The organism is Priestia megaterium (assembly GCF_023824195.1).
GTDB classification, from domain to species: Bacteria; Bacillota; Bacilli; order Bacillales; family Bacillaceae_H; genus Priestia; species Priestia megaterium_D.
This window is the reverse complement of record NZ_CP085450.1, coordinates 1-16769: the sequence shown is the minus strand read 5'-3', so window position 1 is coordinate 16769 and position 16769 is coordinate 1. Positions and strand designations below refer to the sequence as shown.

Genomic DNA, 16769 nt, shown 5'->3' with positions numbered 1-16769 from the left:
CTAATATCCCTCCTTTCAAAAAAGATGCTTGTACTAGTAGAATATGTAATTAAATGAAAAAGGTTTGGACAGGTTAAGATACATAGACAGCCTTTAGAGAGTATCTCTAAAGGCTGTCTGTTCCGGTAACACGCATTATGGTGCGACAAGAAGTCGTTTTTATATAGTGTGGCTTACGCCACTGGTTTAGACGCAAAAACTATCCCCGTCCAAAACTGCGGGCCTGGTAACGGGCTCGTGGGTTGCATGCGGAAATGCGGAAACAGAGAGTCAGTGCACGACTCGGAACACTGCTAGGGGAAGATGAGTATGGTGAACATTAGTGAAGGTTTGTAAGCTTCGTAAGTGTTAGCTCAGGATAGTGCACAGATTTGCTTGGGTATTGGCAAGAGGAAAAGCAGATTCATAATGCTGCTGTGACGCGTCCCGTATCTTGCCCGGAGTAAAGAACCCACCTAACCTCGTCGTATCTATAAGATGCGGAACTTGGTAAGCCCTTTGTCATCTGTGTAAACAGTAGGATGGCTGTAAAGTCAAACGATGTGATAGAGGGTAAAGGATACGAGAGAAAGCGAATGCCGTTACCTCGAAAGAGAACAGGAAAGCAGGAAACTGTATAACTGGACGGATACTATCGTCCTTACGGACAAACCTATGATAGACCCGAAAGGGAGCTGACTTCTCGTTGGTCTCTCGTAGGAACATAAGGTTGTGGCTATCTTCTGACGAAAGAAACGTACTGTTATGTATACCTCCATTTGGAGCGTCGGCGTACGTTTTACTTACCATTATGGTGTGTGATGAGGATACGATAGCAAATGGACCTGCAATGGGAGGCTTGAGCCGATGTGTCTTGAAAGGGACTCGCACGGTTCTTAGGGGAGGCAGGGGCAGTGATGCCCCTAACTTACCCGACTTAACTAGGAATGAATATTATATACATTCATTCCTAACAAATAATTTTGAAATTAATCAAAAGATATATAAAAAAAGCTATCTGGGATAGCTGGGTTTTTAGGTTGAAACCCTCGCATTACACACATTGGACATTCAGCGATGAAATAACTAGTTACTTTAGGATCATAGAAACCTGCACGGTGCAACCAAGCATGAAGCATAGAACCAGTAAGCCGAGTGGTGTTGACAGCTATATTGTCTAGAAATGTAGGGTTGATAGTAAATGATAGGGGAATTTGTTTTTGTCTAAAAGCTGTTTCCCCCAGTATAGAGGAACTGGTGACAGGAGATGGAATACGATAATCAATTTTAGCAGGAGAAGAAAGTCGAAAGCCGTTATCTCGAATGAGTTGGGTGAATTGATTCATAGCTAGGTTGGTTGCTTCTAAACCATTAGAGATAGAAGGTCCTTGATACCAAACAGGTTGTAAATTACGGATAGCGTAGGTATTCGTACAAGCAGCGAGTTGGGAAGTACCATTATTGGCCCCTCCATTCCATTTCTCATTGTGATGAGTAAACCAATGAAATAATACCCCATTAATGGCATCTTTAATTCGTTGCTCTTGAGCAGAATTGAACCTTCTATCAAGTTGAAAATAGATATTTGCTGGTAAATCTGTAATTCCTTCAGGTTGGGGAACAGGAATCGTGATTTCCCTGTAGATAGGTTGGGGTGTAGGCGTAGGCCCAGGGCTAGGTGGTTCGGAACATGGACAGCAACAGCAAGGTTCAGGTGAACACGGTCTTTTTCGTTTCCTCTGAAGAAGTTTGAGCAGAAGAATCAGCGTAGAAAGATCTCTGGAATTTGTCATCTAATATCCCTCCTTTCAAAAAAGGTGCTTGTACTAGTAGAATATGCAAGTAAATGAAAAGGGTTTGGACATGGTCTGATATAGAAAAAGCCGTTAGGAATATTGTCCCTAACGGCTTTTCTTTCCAATAAAAAAAATTATGTTAACTAAAGTTTTGTATACGATATACAGCCTAGATTTAATCAAATAGTTCAATATAGGATGAATCTGGAATGGCAGGATTTTTAGGTTGAAATCCTCGCATGATGCACATCGGAGCTTCTGCAATGAAATAACTAGTTGTTTTAGGGTGGTAGAAACCGGATCGATGTAACCAAGCATGAAACATAGAACCAGTAAGTAGAACTGGATTTAAAGCTACGTTATCTAGTTGAATGGGATTAATTATAAAAGATAAAGGGACTCTTGTTTGTCTAAAGGCTGTTTCCCCTCGTATAGTGGAACTCATGACAGGAGATGGAATATGATAGTTAATTTTAGCCGGAGAAGAAAGGCGGAAGCCATTATCTCGAATGAGTTGGGTGAATTGATCCATAGCCAAGTTGGTTGCTTCTAAACCATTAGAGATAGGAAGTCCTTGATACCAAACGGGTTGTAAGTTACGAGTAGCGTAGGTGTTCGTACAAGCAGCGAGTTGGGAAGTACCATTATTGGCCCCTCCATTCCATTTCTCATTGTGATGAGTAAACCAATGAAATAATACACCATTAAGGGCATCTTTAATTCGTTGCCCTTGAGCAGCAGTGAACCGTGTATCGATTTGAAAATAGATATTTGCTGGTAAGTCTGTGATTCCCTCAGGTTGGGGAACAGGAATCACAATTTCTGTATAGGTGGGCTGAGGCGTAGGTGGGGGTATAGGACCGGGGCTAGGTGGTTCGGGGCAAGAACAGCAACATGGACAGCAACAGCAAGGTTCAGGTAAGCAAGGTCTTTTTCGTTTCTTCTGAAGAAGTTTGACCAGAAGAAGCAACGTAGTAAGATCTTTGGAGTTTTTCATCTAATATTCCTCCTTTCAAAAAAGATGCTTGTACTAGTAGAATATGCAATTAAATGAAAAAAGTTTGGACATGTTTATATACAGAGAAAAGGGATGGAAAGAATGGTTCCACCCCTTTTTATTCTGATAATAACAATTTTGAAAAGCAAGAGACCTTGACTTAAAAAGGTTTTACTTTTATTTCAAGAAGGAAAAATTACAAACATAGGTGCATTTCAAATAAATGAATCTGAACAATTTAGCATTTTCTCCAATAGTAATGATATAAAATCAGTTCTAGGAAATCTAAATTGAAACATACACATTCACTTCAAATTCTTTGGTGCTAGGCTTGTCTTTTATCCATGGACGTTGATATATAAATCTTAATTTCTTTTGACCAGGTTTAATTGCTTTATAAAGCCAGCGATGTATTGTATTGCCTCCATGTGTAAATTCATTTTCAACAAACTCTTCTTTTACTAAAAATAATATTTGATTAGGTGTAATTTCTTCTAACCATGAAAACCCCGTTGAGGCATTTTCTTTTAGGTTAATTTGCAATGTTTCTTGTACCTTTACAGTAACAGTTTTGCCTTTATCCTCTTCGTTTAAAACCTTCATGATTGAAGTCAACTCGCTTATCTCAATGATATTCTATAGTTTGATTATTGCTTTTAAAATTCTTTGTTTCTCCTGTGTAATCTATATCTAATTTTTGAAGTGCTTTCTCTTTTGCTCTTACTATTGTCTCTGGATCTTCAATAAGATCAGTTGCACTCCAAGCTTCTGATTCACTTAATTCCATGTATGCATAGGGTAGATAACCATATCCATTATCTCCCCAGCTTTCATCCCAAGAATTTTTGAATTTAAATAATTCGGTATTGTCATCATAACCAACTATACAAATTGCATGGCCACCCTTCAAAACAGAGTTACCAGGCATTGGTATTTTTCCAGTTGAAGCAACTTCTTGTGTTTGCCAATTCTTGTATACAAGAACACCGGCAACACACGGACCATTTACCATCAAACTTTTTTTCATTGCCTCCAAAGAATCTAATCGGGCATACGCTTTAATTTTATAGTGACTTGCATTTTGTTCTGCTCCTGGTTTTGGTGATCCTGGATTATGTGCTATGTATGGCCAATAAATTTCTTCACAGACTCCTACTTCTTTTAATACATCTAATGCAACTCTAATGAAAGTACCTTCTTCATCCGGTATTCCATCTCTCTTTTTACATTCCTGATATAAAAACCTAGGTGAAAGGTAGACTTCTTGTCCACGTTCTTTTCTTTCTTGGTACTCTTTCATTCCGACTGCTGAGGAAAATCCAACACAAGTTCCTTCATCAACTTGATCTCTAACTGGAGTCATTTTATCGGTATAATCAAGTTTACTGGGAACCGAAAATGTTGGTAAGAATGTTGACATGAGAAGATCTCTTTTATCTTCGGGAGATGGAATAAAGCCTAATCCTTTTATTTCAGTCATAATTATTAACTCCTTATATAGTTCATTTTGACAGTTATTATCTCTTCTTGAAAGAATATTATTCTAATTAAATTTTTAACCTATAGAAAGGTAAAAAGCACTTTTAGGTAAAGTGCTTTTTCTTCTTACTCAGTATTAACATATTATTTATTACTGACATAACGGATGCCAAGGGTAATACATGCACCATGGAGGACGAGTTGGATGATTAGTATGCATAGGCGGAGGGATAGGACCGTTATAATCAACTGGAAGACTTAAATCTAATGGAGAAATATCATCGGAAAACTCTAGGCTAGAACTTCCAGGTCTAATAAAATTTCCAGATATGAAACTTTTACTTGAGTCAGAATTACAATTAGTACTTGTAACTTGTAGATATATTTGTCCTAAATCTTTATGGTTAACGATAACCCACCTGTTTTTTTTATTTTCCCAAGTTAGACATTGTGTCATATGAAGTTGATGATCCATGAGGTGGGTGGGAACTGGTCGATAAACGAAATAAGGAATGTACGGATTATACAATGAAATCAACCTTTCTAAAAAAATAATAGTTTCTATTCTAAATCGGGTTATGATATGTATTTTTATGCCTGAGTGTATAGGTTAACACCTATGGAAAAAGCCTACAGGTATATAAAACTTATTGACTTTGGAATTTATATCCTTTAGACTGAAACAAAGGTCACTCATTAGAGTGACCTTTGTTTCAAGAGGGCGAGGGATTATATGACTAAAACACCGCCTGGATCGAAGCGTTTAAACGCTGATATACCAGAAGAATTATTCAAAGAATTTGCCAAAAGATGTATTGATGAAGGTATGACAAAAAGAGATTTTCTTGTTCAACTTTTGGAGAAAGAACTCTTAAAAGATTCAAAGAAGTAAAGGAAAACAAAATAAAAGGGCACTTCCTCTGCAAAGGAAGCACCCCCATGTGAAAACATATACAAGTTAATTGTAACATGGGTTGCCCTCAAAAAATAGGAGGGTCTTATCATGGATCAAACTGAAAAATTGTTAATGGGTATCGAGAATATTTTAAGCGTGGCCTCTGATTTAGTAGAAGAAGTAGGTCGTCTTAAATGTGTGGAAGAAGAATGTCAGATGCTCAAAGAAAAACTTTTTTTGAAACAACTTACGTCATCAGAACAAAACGTTTTTGCTCTTGCACTTGATGGCTATTCCATTACAGAAATGCAAGATATTTTATTCAAAGAAGAGAGCACAATTAAGAATCAGAGACGCAGCATTCTACAAAAATTAAACGTTTCTTCAATGAAAGAAGCGATCGATTTTTATAAAAAAACTACCCAGACTTCTTCTCAAAACTTCACGAATTATCATCAAGAAATCTTTCGAAAAATCGTTAAAACTTCATAAAAGTTGAGGGGACGTTGAGTGCACAGTAGGTTAACATGTGCAAAAAAATGTAAAAATTGATGTCAACACTAGGTCAACATTAGGCGTTTTTTTACTCTTTAGGTCAACAGCAGGTCGACAGACTGGAAGTTTTCGTGGTACCACTTTTTTTGAGGTGAAAACGTTGTTTTGCTGGGCTTTGCCCAGCATATCACACCCATGTGATATCAAAAACCCCTTATGCTCTTCTCTACTCGTACTGGAAATTTTGCAATTTGATAGAAAAGGAATGATTTCATGGATGTCTTTTTACGAAATATTGATTCGGTTGCTATGCAAAAAGTTGATGAACTAGCGAAAGAAAATGGGATGTCTCGTCAACAATTTTTGAAAGAACAATTTGAAGTATTAGCATTTTTTGATGAGCAAGTATCAAGAGAAAAAAGATTAGAAGCTATCATTGATCAGAACATCGAAATGATGAAACAATGTGCGATATCAATTGAAAAGATGAACGACATTATATATGAACTGATGGGAGATGTGGAGGAGTAATGGAAACACAACGACGTATGATTACACTCGATAAAGAAACGGATCAATACATCCAAGATTATATGGCTGAACATAAGCTTCGTTTTCCAGGAGAAGCGATTATGGATATCTGTAAAAAGTATCGAGAAGAAAAACAGAAAGAATGGTCGTTAGATTACATTACGGAAACAGTTAGTGAAAATCTTCATGAGGTATTAAAAAGTGAACTGAAAAAGATTCGATTAGGAACAAATAGTGCGGATAAAAACACACAAATTCTTATCGAGTTCATGAATGGATTGTATTTCCACCATGGCTATGATGCGATAATGACAACGGATCTTGTAGAATTAGAAGCAACTAAACTTGCCAAAAAAGTTGTAGGGGAACGTATTGTGAATCAACGACAAAAACGGCTGGATAAGGAACACCCTAAAAGCTAAAATAGCCTTTAAGGCTAGCTAGGTAGGCTTAAGCCTACTTTTCCTTTTAATAAACGACGTGAATATAGCTTGATATGTAGTTATTGTGGGACGGAAGGATTAGAAGAAAGCTGCTCTTTTTGTGGGGCTAGTTTAAATATAAAAAGACCGAAACTAAAAGAATTTGTGGTCTTAGAGGGCGTTGAGAAGCCTTTTAGTGAACTTACATGCTTTCATACGTATGATTTGTTAGTTTTGCTGCGTTTGGTACGTAAAGAAAGGACAAAAGCCTATGATTTAATGCTAACGCTTAAAAAGGCTGGTAAGAGCCCTCAAATTGACTAAGTAATACAAAACTATTCTGAAGACCTATATAAGCCTTATACAAAGCGTATGAAGCTTATATGACTATCTTAATTAATTGAATGAAACATAATCCCTTTATCATTAAAAAGTAAAAATCGAACTAACTATATATGAGATTTGGTACCGCATTTTTTTAATAAGGTCATCTTCTTTTATACATTAACAAAAAGGCAGTCTCTATATTTATAAATAGAAGCTGCCTTTACTATACTATGACCACTTTGCATCTCACCCTCTTTCCAAAAAAGGACTACAAAAAATCACCCTACCCAGAATAACCATTTGCGATTATCATTGAATGTGTACTAATTATTCAATCTTCAATGTTGTTAAAAATTCAGCATTATAACATACTTTTGAATACTTAGGGAGGGGTAAAAAAATACCCCTCCCCAGATTACACAAATTCAGCTATGATGGAGTCGACTCCTAAAGAAATGATGAATGCATCGTAACCAAAAATACTTGTTTTGATATATTTTGCTAATTTTTATTGAATTATGAGACTAGTTAACGCTATAATAAAACTAACAAAAACGTGCGGATAGAAAAAAGACTTCAACTGTTTAAGGAGTGTTGGACGCACCCTTAAACCGTTCCCCCTAGTTACAGTAGGGAAAACACTTGTCGAAGTCTCTTGTTAATAGAGTTAGTTTTGTACAAAATAAAACTTATGGTTTTATTTTATACGAAATTGACATCTATTTCAAGGGCTTAGTTTATCTTAATCAAGGCATTGTTTTCCTTTTATCAGGGAGACAGTGTCTTTTTTGTGTTCCTTAAAGGAGAAGATGAACAAATGACAAAGGTATTGACTTGCTATTTACCAGATGTAAATAGCTTTAACGGACGATTCACATGGTTATGGAAAGAAAAACCTATCCTTCGTAAAAAGAAAGAAGCGTTTTTAGAAACACTTCGTACTCACTTTAAACAACAACAAGTAGCCCTACATAAAGTATTCCCTAAAAAACGTATGGAAATGTTAGATTACGTGATTTATAACCTTGTTGCTACAGGCATTCAAGCGATTCACTCAAAAACACTCATGCAAAAATTTGATGTATCCCAAAGTACCGTTTCTCGCTTTGTAAAATCATTAAAGGAAACACCATTTATGATCGTGGCACGTTATATCAAAGAAGATACAACAGGGGCTCACCCTGATAGCTATGTATTTATCCTTAAAAGCCATACGAACTTTGATCAAATTTGTGATGAAATCTTTTTTGACCATGACACAACAGGTATCCAAACACTTCAACATGAAGAAATGACAACTCCTGTGACAACTCCTGTGACAAGTCCAGAAAGTGCCGAAATCGTTGATAAACCAAGCTTTGAGGACGAAAAAGCCTCGTCCCCCTTTATTAACCTTGATTTACCTAAAAATCATTTAAATAATCATTTAATATCTGCTTCACAGGCATTTGCTTATATCAAAGGTGTGCCTAAAAAAGTAAATAATGTGTACGCAAGTAAATATGGTCATCAACTAAAAGACTTTTATGCTCGTATTCAAAATGCAGCAAAAGCAGTAAAACGAGATACAGAGATTGAGATTATCAAAGAGCAATTACATGAAGTCGCTTATACAGCCACTGTAGGCTTAGATAAATATGTCCATGAGGCGAATCATAAGGGTACTCCCCTATCACTGGATGAAATGTGCCGTCTTGTTTATCAAATTGCTTATAATCAATTTACCAATCTACTAAAAGGGAATACAGAAGAACAATCATCTGAGTCAGACATACATACTGAAGCTAAGACAGCCCTATTTACGCCTAAACATATCATCCGTAAGGAAATCGTTCCTGCTTGGTTAAAAACTGAACAGGAGCAAAATGAGTGCACACAGGAAGAAACTCTTTCTCTGGATCAACAACTTGAAATGATTCAATTAAAGCAAGATTTAGGGCAAGAACTAACACCGGAAGAAGAAACCTTGCTGCAGGAACAAAGTTCTACCTACAGTTCGTTAGAAATGGCACAGTTGAAACAGGAGATAGGACAAGCACTAAACCCAGAGGAGAAAGATTTACTGCGTCAACATGACCCGTTAAAAGGATTAATTTGCTAACCAAAATGTACAGAAATCCCCTAGAAGCTAAAGTAGTAATAGAGTATTTATTATTTAGAAGTATGCTTTAAATAATAAACACCTAAATAACTAGGGAGGATTTTACCTTCCCTTGCTTTAAAAGTAAGCCCTAAAACAATCACCTATAACAGGAAATTTGAATAATGTGGGAAAGATTACTAAAGTAAAATCAGAGGGGGGGCACAATGTGACAAAACTATTCGCTATCAATGCAGGGGCATCCCTTTTTGCTGTTGCGAAAGCAGAGAACGAAGAAGAAGTCATTACTATTCTTGTTAACCACGAACTAGACGAACAAGAGGATTTTGGTATCAGAGCGCATATTGATGATTTTTCGATTGAAGGGCTGTATGGTGATTTCTTTCACGATGAAAAGGGGTCATTTATTGAGAGTCACATTTTAGACTATCCTCGCTATATAAGAAAAATGAGCAACAAAGAGCGTCATACCTATATCCGATCACATGTCGAAAAGAACGCCAGAGCCTTTTGGAAAGACCATCCGTTCTATGTGGATCTTTACTTGCGAGAAGTCAAAAAGTATGAGGCCGTAGAGAAAAAGGGAGTAAATACATTCTGTCCTCATTTTTCGGAGGAATTTTATTTCAATACGGCCAAATTAATCATTACTGAAACGGATTGGTACGGAGAAGGTTTTCAAATCATTGAAATTGACTTAACTGATCGTAATTACCAGCTTATTTTTGAACTTACTTTAGAGGAATAAGCTCCGAGAGGGTTTTATATCTCTCTTTATATAAATGAACCTTAGAAGCAAAACAGGAGGTCTACCATGGTTGAAAAACTATTAAACTTATTAGACGGCTTAGAGGCAAAAGACCACAAAATCCTTGATGCTATTCACGCATTAAATGTAGAGTCAGACGGCTTTCTAACAGAGGAAAGTGAACAAGTGGAAAGACTGATAGTTTACGTATTAGGCGGAAACGATAAACATTTTGAGTATATTCAAGATTCAGGTGTTTTCATGGACTACGCGAATAAAGAGACAAGCCGAAGCTAATTAATTTCGACAATTAGACAAGCTATTGAGAATGACTGGAAAGGTCTGATTCAAACTAGCGCTACTTTTAGCTAAAGGAGTTGTCACAAGTGGACATTATTCTTCAAGCAAAAACGTTGGAAAAGAAACATCTTTCTCATCCCTGGGTGTGGGATTGTCCCTCATGTGGCAAAAAAGTATCTCCCCAGAAGGAAGGCGTGTACTATCAAGTAATTGGGAAAGGTTTTATTGACCAAAGGATTGTCTATACAGCTTGTTCTGTCGCTTGTGTGGAAGAGAAAATCGGAAATATCGTTGAAATCTTGTATATTCAAACCAAACACGGAGGGCGCGGGGTGTATCATAACAAGCTACACCCTATATCTTCAAGGGTATTTTACGAGTTTTGCAAACGCATCAACATCATCAAAGATTACTAGAGGAGGATATTGAAAAGAGTGTTTTCAGTGAAAATTTGAGCTATTTAGACGAGTATTGTATTCTCTTAATAGGAAGTATGAACGGATTCTTATAAAGGAGGCTTTCTGCAGATATTGAGGGAGAATCCGAAGGGATATAACCGTTATATAACGGTTTTGAGAGTAGTAAAGAGAGGTCTGCAAAGGCTTAATAAAAGAGTTTGGGTATGGAAAATTCATTGAAACACAGATACAAATTTATAACTGATTAGTAACGGGTTTATAACGGTGATTAAACTTAAGTTTAACTAGTCTTAACTTAAGTTAAGTGTATGTTCCTGAGATAGTATTCAGAATAGTTTATAAGTTGATCTTAAGTTTAACTTATACTAAAAAATAACAAAGCCTAGATAATCATTAGGCTTTGTTTATTGCAGGGTTTTTAGGGTGAAATATTGAATAACCTATTTAGTAATAACCCTTTAATTCTTTTTGTTTGGTAGATAAAAAGAACGCGGCTTTTCTGTTTGTCCTATTTTTCAAATAGACGAGCAAAAAAGCCCTTTTTTTGTTCCTCTTGCTTAGCAGCTGCTACTTCATTTTGAGCAATGAGCAGCATTTCCTCTTTTCTCTCTTTCTGGTGTTCTCTGATATGTTCTAATAGTTTAATGTCTCTATCTTTCACATCAAGCCTATGCTCATTTAATTGTTCCTGGAGGGAATCAATCTTTTTGTTTTGCTCCAGTATTAATTTTTGCTGTTCGGCAAGAGCTTGCATAAGCATGTCTAATTTTTCATTTGTAACGTCATTATAATACTCATTTTCAGTAGCTATTTCTGTAACGTCTGGAGTTATAGAATCTTTCTTATACATTGGTATTACGCCTTTTATCGCCGTTTCAAGCGTTATACCAGGTCTGTTTTTAATATCTGTAACTCTTCTGAACATTGAAATATTTGTATCGGTATAAGCCCTGTTTCCTTTTTCGTCTTTATGGAATACAAAACCCTCCGATTCGAAAATCCTAGCGTACTTAGTTACTGTCTGTCTTTGAATATTTAATTGTGACGCTACCTCACCAGGAGAATAAAGAGCTTCAAGGTTTCCTTGTAACCCTTCCATAACTTCACCTTCCTTTATAACGGAATTACAACATGAGTTATATAACGGATTATAAATAGCGTTACAAAAACGCATTATAACCATTTCGCTATATTAACCCTATAATCCTATCATAAAAAATAAACAACTATTAGAAAACAATTCAGCGTGGTATAATCCTTCCATAATATGCTAAGGGGGGAACGTATGAGCAATACACCATTTGTAGACGTTTTTGCAATGCTAGTTCATCAATCAACAAGACCAGGTGCAATTCTTTCAAAAGCAAGTGAAAAGAGCGATTATCATATCAATATAGATTTATTGATTATGGATAGAGACGAGAAGGCTATTGAGGAAATTTCAGAGGAAATCAATGAATTGTTAAAACAGTCTAATCGTGATGAAGCAATTTCCGAAAGGTTTACGGTTCTTTATAACCGATCAAAAGAGTTGCATGAAAAAATGAAAAAGATTGGTGAAGTACAATTGACTATTAACCCTGTAACTTTAGGGAAATCGGTAAAAGTATTTAAAGGCAATAATTTAGAAAAGATATTTAATTTTGCAAATGGTGAAATGTTCGAGGGCTTCTTCAAGGAAATGAGAGAGTTCAACGAGTCATTAGAAAAAGAATACGTTAAGTAAAAGTTCCTTTTTAGGAGCTTTTTTTATTTTCTGTAGTTCCCAAAAGGGTAGGGTCTAATGAGAACTTAGAATGCGAAAAACGATATGATATTACGCTTCGTAATTTAAAGGAATATTAAGTGATATGAAAGCTTTTACTCTATATAGAAAAAGCTTTTTTTATTAAAAAACCAACACAAAATATCGTGTTGGTGTCATCTAAACTAGGAATTTAGCTTATTAGGGAAGCTCTGCTAATCGTTGATTTAATCTAGCCAGTTTTTGTGCTAATTTATCTTTTTTGTCATTAGGGTGTGAAACTTTAAAAAACGTTCTAACTAGCTTTTTAGTAGCAAGCCCCATTGCCACAGAATAACAACAAAGGTCTTCAAGTGTATCTTGAACAATAAGCTGTTGTAGACTTGTATCTGCCTCTGCTAGATCCGCCTCTGTTAATTCTTCATCTAGGTCTATATCTAGGTCTATATCTTCTTCGTCTACTTCTTGGAAATCATCATCTGTAGTTATATTTACAGTTAATCGTTCATCATCAATGACTTCTTTAATATCGAAATCATTACTACATATAAGATTAGCTGACAAATACAATGCTCCCGCAAGGGAATCAATCTCGCCGATATTAGTTGTATTTTTAATAGGTCTGCCGTCTTTTTTCTTTTTTTCGTCTAAATTTGCGAATCCTGTCGTAACCCTACCTACATGAAGGCTATAAACCCCAAACTCTTCAGGAGTTAAATCGCCTGTAGGGTTAAATAAAAGCCAATCTTTTTGGTCTATGTATTTTTGAGCGATGTGCTTATTTACAACGAGTTCGCCCAATACAGATTGATGGATATAAATCGTTTCATATATTTCTTTAATCCAAGTAAATATATCTGCATCTCGAAAACCAATCGCATAATTGATGATATTCGTATCAATGAAAACTTTCCCTAAACGTTTCCCCTCTTTCATTACCCTTTGTCCTCTTCTTCCTCATCATCGGATGATGCAGCTCTCATTTTGTCCATTGCTTTTGCTTGCAATTCTTTGGCTTTTTCAATAGAAGAATTGGCAAGCTTGGTAGCGCCTTGGATGTGATCCAGCTCACCCTTCGCAATTTCGTTTTCGATAGATTCTGCGTACTTTGCAAAGCTTACAAATGGAAGTGGACGGTCAAGAGGGCTTTCTGGAAGGTTAAATCTTTGACGAAATGCAATCCATTCCTGCTCTTTGTAATTTTTCATTCGTTCAGAAGCGTTAGGTAAATCCAATTCGAAAACGCGACGTGCTACGGCTTCATATGGTGCAGATGACATATCCGCAATCATAATGACAGCTTTTTCAGGTTCTATGTCTTTAACTAAGTTGTCCCATAAAGAGCGTACAAGTGGTTCTGGCATCATAAGAGCCGCCGCAAAACGGTCTGCCGCACGTTCTTCATCTATTTCATTATTAATCATGTCTTTGATTTTTAGCACATGCCATAATTCATGCGTAGCCGTAAAATAACGTGTACGTAATGGCAAATGAGTATTTAATACAACAAAAACCTCACCTGTAGTATAAGTAACGGTTGCTCCTTGATATTTTTCATCATCAACATCCCGATAAATCACATGAGAAAGTTCATGTAGTTTAATTTCTATACTAGAACCTATAAATACATCTGAACCGAAATGTTCATTTAAAACCTGATATGCGTGAGCTTCGCCTACTTTTTCAGCTCTTTCTCTTTCTGTTAGTCCAGAGTGATAATGTCTTTTTGTCATTTATTTAACCCTCTTTAGGAAAATTAGCTCTTTCAATTCGAAGATAATCTTCAATCGCAAACATCATCTTTCTTATGTCCTCTTTCGCATTCAGTGAATCAGCACTTCCACGTAACTGAAAAGAATATGGTTTTTCCTCCGTTTGTTCAGGAGAGATTAAATCTTGGACTGTCACGCCCATTGCCTTCGCTACATCAATCATACGTTCCGGTGTAAATTGACGTTTATTCGTAAGTATATGCCCCATAAGAGATTTACTCACACCAATTTCCTCCGCCAATGATTGGTACGTTCTACCTGACTCTTTTAACCATTTTCTCACTTTATTTATAACCATGATATCTCTGTTCATACTAATACCACTCCCTTTATCTCCTGCTAATAAGTTACCTTATGCTTTATAGTATACACAAAAAAATAAAAAATGTGTAGACGGTCTACATTTTTTTTATGTAGACTGTCTACACTGCAATAAAAGACGTTAAAAAACAACACAATCATTTTGTTTTATTCTAGTAATAAAGATGATGTTTTACAGCTCATATTAGTTATGCTTGAAAGATATTTTATATCCGAACATCTGTTATATCAAACAGTATGTCTAAACGAAGAGGAACGTTGTAATCATTTTTAAATAACTAAGTTGGTTTAACGATAATTCAACGCAACTAAAATAACCCAATTATTAAAGAGATAATATAAGAAAAGCTGCAACAAGCTAATAGCACATTTTTACCATAAATACTACATTTTACAGTGTAAGCATATGAATAAAAGGTGCGCTTTTTATTCATTTATGTTTCTTTCAACTGTTTAGAAAAGCCCGTTATATCAAGGATGTATAAAAAGCTGCATAATTCATAATAGGAATCTTTTTGAAAACCTTACTCCCATGAGGGTTCTTTTTGGTGATGTGTTCCGGAAAGAGACATTATGTAAACTAGAAATGAATATCATATACATTTCTAGTCAATGATTTTTAAATTTAATCAAAGAATTGAATATAGAAACTATCAGGGGTGGCAGGGTTTTTAGGCTGAAATCCTCGCATTATACACATAGGAGCTTCAGCGATAAAATAACTAGTTAGTTTTGGGTCATTAAAACCTGCCCGGTGAAGCCAGGCATGGAACATAGAACCTCCTAGTAGGGTAATGCTTAGACCCGGATTATCAATTTGTAGTGGATTAATAATAAAAGATAAAGGGACTCTTGTTTGTTTAAAAGCTGTTTCCCCCCGTATTGTAGAACTTGTGACAGGAGATGGAATACGATAGTCAATTTTAGCAGGAGAAGAAAGACGGAAGCCGTTATCTCGAATAAGTTGAGTAAATTGATCCATAGCGAGATTGGTCGCTTCTAATCCGTTAAGGATGGGTGGTCCTTGGTACCAAACGGGTGCTAAGTTTTTGGTAGCGTAGGTATTTGCACAAGCAGCAAGTTGAGAAACACCGGTATTCGTTTCTCCAGCCCATTTCTCAGTTTGATGGGTAAACCAATGAAATAATACCCCGTTAATAGCATCTTTAATTCGTTGCTCTTGAGCAGCATTGAACCTTCTATCAAGTTGAAAATAGATATTTGTTGGTAAGTCTGTAATTCCTTCAGGTTGGGGAACAGGAATCCTGATTTCCCTGTAGGTAGGTTGGGGTGTAGGTGGTGTAGGCCCAGGGCTAGGTGGTTTAGGGCAGGAGCAAGAACATGGACAGCAACAGCAAGGTTCAGGTGAACAAGGTCTTTTTCGTTTCCTTTTCAGAAGTTTGAGTAGAAGGAGAAGAGTAGATAGGTCTTTGGGATTTGTCATCCATTTTCCTCCTTTCATAAAAGATAAAGCTTGTACTAGTAGAATATGCAATCAAAGGAAAAAAGTTTGGACAGGTTCGTATGAGAAAAAGCCGTTAAAGCTTTAACGGCTTTTTTATTCTAGTAACATAGATTAGGAATGAATATAATATACATTCCTAATCTATTATTTTTAAATCTAATCAAAGAATTGAATATAAAAGCTATCTGGAGGGACAGGAGTTTTTGGCTGAAATCCTCTCATTAAGCACATTGGAGCTTCCGCAATAAAATAGCTAGACGTTTTAGGATCAAAAAATCCTGCCCGATGAAGCCAAGCGTGAAACATTGATCCCACAAGTTGAATATCATTAATATCTACTCGATCTAGTTGAATTGGATTAATGATAAAAGATAATGGAACTCTTGTTTGTCTAAAAGCTGTTTCCCCTCGTATAGTGGAACTTGTGACAGGAGATGGGATTTGATAGTCAATTCTAGCAGGAGAAGAAAGGCGAAAGCCGTTATCTCGAATCAGTTGAGTAAATTGATCCATAGCGAGATTAGTAGCTTCCAATCCATTAGAGATTGGTGGTCCTTGATACCAAACTGGTTGTAAGTTATGAGTAGCGTAGGTGTTCGTACAAGCAGCAAGTTGGGAAGTACCATTATTTGTACCTCCATTCCATTTCTCAGTTAGGTGGGTAAACCAATGAAATAACAAACCACTAATAGCACTGCGAATTTGTTGCTGTTGAGCAGCAGTGAACCGTGTATCGATTTGAAAATAGATATTTGCTGGTAAGTTCGTTACTCCTTCGGGTTGGGGAACAGGAATCGCGATTTCTATATAGGTAGGCTGAGGCGTAGGTGGGGGTATAGGCCCAGGGCTAGGTGGTTCGGGACAAGAACAGGAACATGGACAGCAACAGCAAGGTTCAGGTGTACATGGTCTTTTTCTTTTCCTTTGAAGAAGTTTGAGCAGAAGAAGCATCGTAGAAAGATCTCTGGAATTTGTCAT

At 36.4% G+C, this 16769-nt stretch carries 19 protein-coding genes; 9 read left to right on the top strand and 10 right to left on the bottom strand.

What is annotated here, in order from left to right; translation table 11 throughout:
* Positions 1 to 968 precede the first annotated feature (968 nt).
* From LIS78_RS31170 to LIS78_RS31155, 4 genes are all read right to left on the bottom strand, one after another.
* On the bottom strand, positions 969 to 1772 hold the full coding sequence (locus tag LIS78_RS31170) for a hypothetical protein (protein WP_252285829.1): 804 nt from the start codon (positions 1770 to 1772) through the stop codon (positions 969 to 971).
* Positions 1773 to 1950: 178 nt separating this feature from the next.
* A complete protein-coding gene (locus tag LIS78_RS31165) occupies positions 1951 to 2772 on the bottom strand; it encodes a hypothetical protein (RefSeq protein ID WP_252285828.1) in 822 nt (273 codons plus the stop codon).
* 285 nt (positions 2773 to 3057) lie between these two features.
* Positions 3058 to 3375 (bottom strand): protease inhibitor I42 family protein, encoded by a 318-nt coding sequence (locus LIS78_RS31160; RefSeq protein ID WP_252285827.1) that lies wholly within the window; start codon positions 3373 to 3375, stop codon positions 3058 to 3060.
* Between the two features lie 22 nt (positions 3376 to 3397).
* A complete protein-coding gene (locus tag LIS78_RS31155) occupies positions 3398 to 4252 on the bottom strand; it encodes a C1 family peptidase (RefSeq protein WP_252285826.1) in 855 nt (284 codons plus the stop codon).
* A 732-nt stretch (positions 4253 to 4984) separates the two neighbouring features.
* Here LIS78_RS31155 and LIS78_RS31150 point away from each other — a divergent pair.
* From LIS78_RS31150 to LIS78_RS31115, 8 genes are all read left to right on the top strand, one after another.
* On the top strand, positions 4985 to 5143 hold the full coding sequence (locus tag LIS78_RS31150; protein WP_252285825.1) for a hypothetical protein: 159 nt from the start codon (positions 4985 to 4987) through the stop codon (positions 5141 to 5143).
* 111 nt (positions 5144 to 5254) lie between these two features.
* A complete protein-coding gene (locus LIS78_RS31145) occupies positions 5255 to 5638 on the top strand; it encodes a response regulator transcription factor (protein ID WP_252285824.1) in 384 nt (127 codons plus the stop codon).
* Between the two features lie 276 nt (positions 5639 to 5914).
* A complete protein-coding gene (locus tag LIS78_RS31140) occupies positions 5915 to 6172 on the top strand; it encodes a hypothetical protein (protein ID WP_252285823.1) in 258 nt (85 codons plus the stop codon).
* On the top strand, positions 6172 to 6594 hold the full coding sequence (locus LIS78_RS31135; protein ID WP_252285822.1) for a hypothetical protein: 423 nt from the start codon (positions 6172 to 6174) through the stop codon (positions 6592 to 6594). The genes LIS78_RS31140 and LIS78_RS31135 overlap by 1 nt, the downstream gene beginning before the upstream one ends.
* Before the next feature lie 1144 nt (positions 6595 to 7738).
* A complete protein-coding gene (locus LIS78_RS31130; protein WP_252285840.1) occupies positions 7739 to 9022 on the top strand; it encodes a replication protein in 1284 nt (427 codons plus the stop codon).
* 208 nt (positions 9023 to 9230) lie between these two features.
* Complete coding sequence (locus LIS78_RS31125; protein WP_252285839.1) at positions 9231 to 9770, top strand: hypothetical protein; 540 nt, start codon at positions 9231 to 9233, stop codon at positions 9768 to 9770.
* 66 nt (positions 9771 to 9836) lie between these two features.
* On the top strand, positions 9837 to 10067 hold the full coding sequence (locus LIS78_RS31120) for a hypothetical protein (RefSeq protein WP_252285838.1): 231 nt from the start codon (positions 9837 to 9839) through the stop codon (positions 10065 to 10067).
* A gap of 89 nt (positions 10068 to 10156) precedes the next feature.
* Complete coding sequence (locus LIS78_RS31115) at positions 10157 to 10486, top strand: hypothetical protein (RefSeq protein WP_252285837.1); 330 nt, start codon at positions 10157 to 10159, stop codon at positions 10484 to 10486.
* A gap of 511 nt (positions 10487 to 10997) precedes the next feature.
* Here the strand turns inward: LIS78_RS31115 and LIS78_RS31110 are convergent.
* The gene (locus tag LIS78_RS31110; protein WP_252285836.1) at positions 10998 to 11588 is read right to left on the bottom strand and encodes a MerR family transcriptional regulator; all 591 of its coding nucleotides are present in this window, start codon (positions 11586 to 11588) and stop codon (positions 10998 to 11000) included.
* 186 nt (positions 11589 to 11774) lie between these two features.
* On the opposite strand from LIS78_RS31110, the gene LIS78_RS31105 reads away from it, so the two are divergent.
* Complete coding sequence (locus LIS78_RS31105) at positions 11775 to 12215, top strand: hypothetical protein (RefSeq protein WP_252285835.1); 441 nt, start codon at positions 11775 to 11777, stop codon at positions 12213 to 12215.
* 219 nt (positions 12216 to 12434) lie between these two features.
* Here the strand turns inward: LIS78_RS31105 and LIS78_RS31100 are convergent, their stop codons facing one another.
* The 5 genes from LIS78_RS31100 to LIS78_RS31080 all read right to left on the bottom strand — a co-directional run bounded on the left by LIS78_RS31100 (position 12435) and on the right by LIS78_RS31080 (position 16769).
* Positions 12435 to 13169, bottom strand: a complete 735-nt coding sequence (locus LIS78_RS31100) for a hypothetical protein (RefSeq protein ID WP_252285834.1) — start codon at positions 13167 to 13169, stop codon at positions 12435 to 12437.
* Positions 13169 to 13966 (bottom strand): ImmA/IrrE family metallo-endopeptidase, encoded by a 798-nt coding sequence (locus LIS78_RS31095; protein ID WP_252285833.1) that lies wholly within the window; start codon positions 13964 to 13966, stop codon positions 13169 to 13171. Before LIS78_RS31095 ends, LIS78_RS31100 begins: the two co-directional genes overlap by 1 nt.
* A 4-nt stretch (positions 13967 to 13970) precedes the next feature.
* Positions 13971 to 14318, bottom strand: a complete 348-nt coding sequence (locus LIS78_RS31090; RefSeq protein WP_252285832.1) for a helix-turn-helix transcriptional regulator — start codon at positions 14316 to 14318, stop codon at positions 13971 to 13973.
* A 633-nt stretch (positions 14319 to 14951) separates the two neighbouring features.
* Positions 14952 to 15770, bottom strand: coding sequence for a hypothetical protein (locus tag LIS78_RS31085; protein WP_252285831.1), 819 nt, complete (start codon positions 15768 to 15770; stop codon positions 14952 to 14954).
* A 177-nt stretch (positions 15771 to 15947) separates the two neighbouring features.
* Positions 15948 to 16769, bottom strand: a complete 822-nt coding sequence (locus LIS78_RS31080) for a hypothetical protein (protein ID WP_252285830.1) — start codon at positions 16767 to 16769, stop codon at positions 15948 to 15950.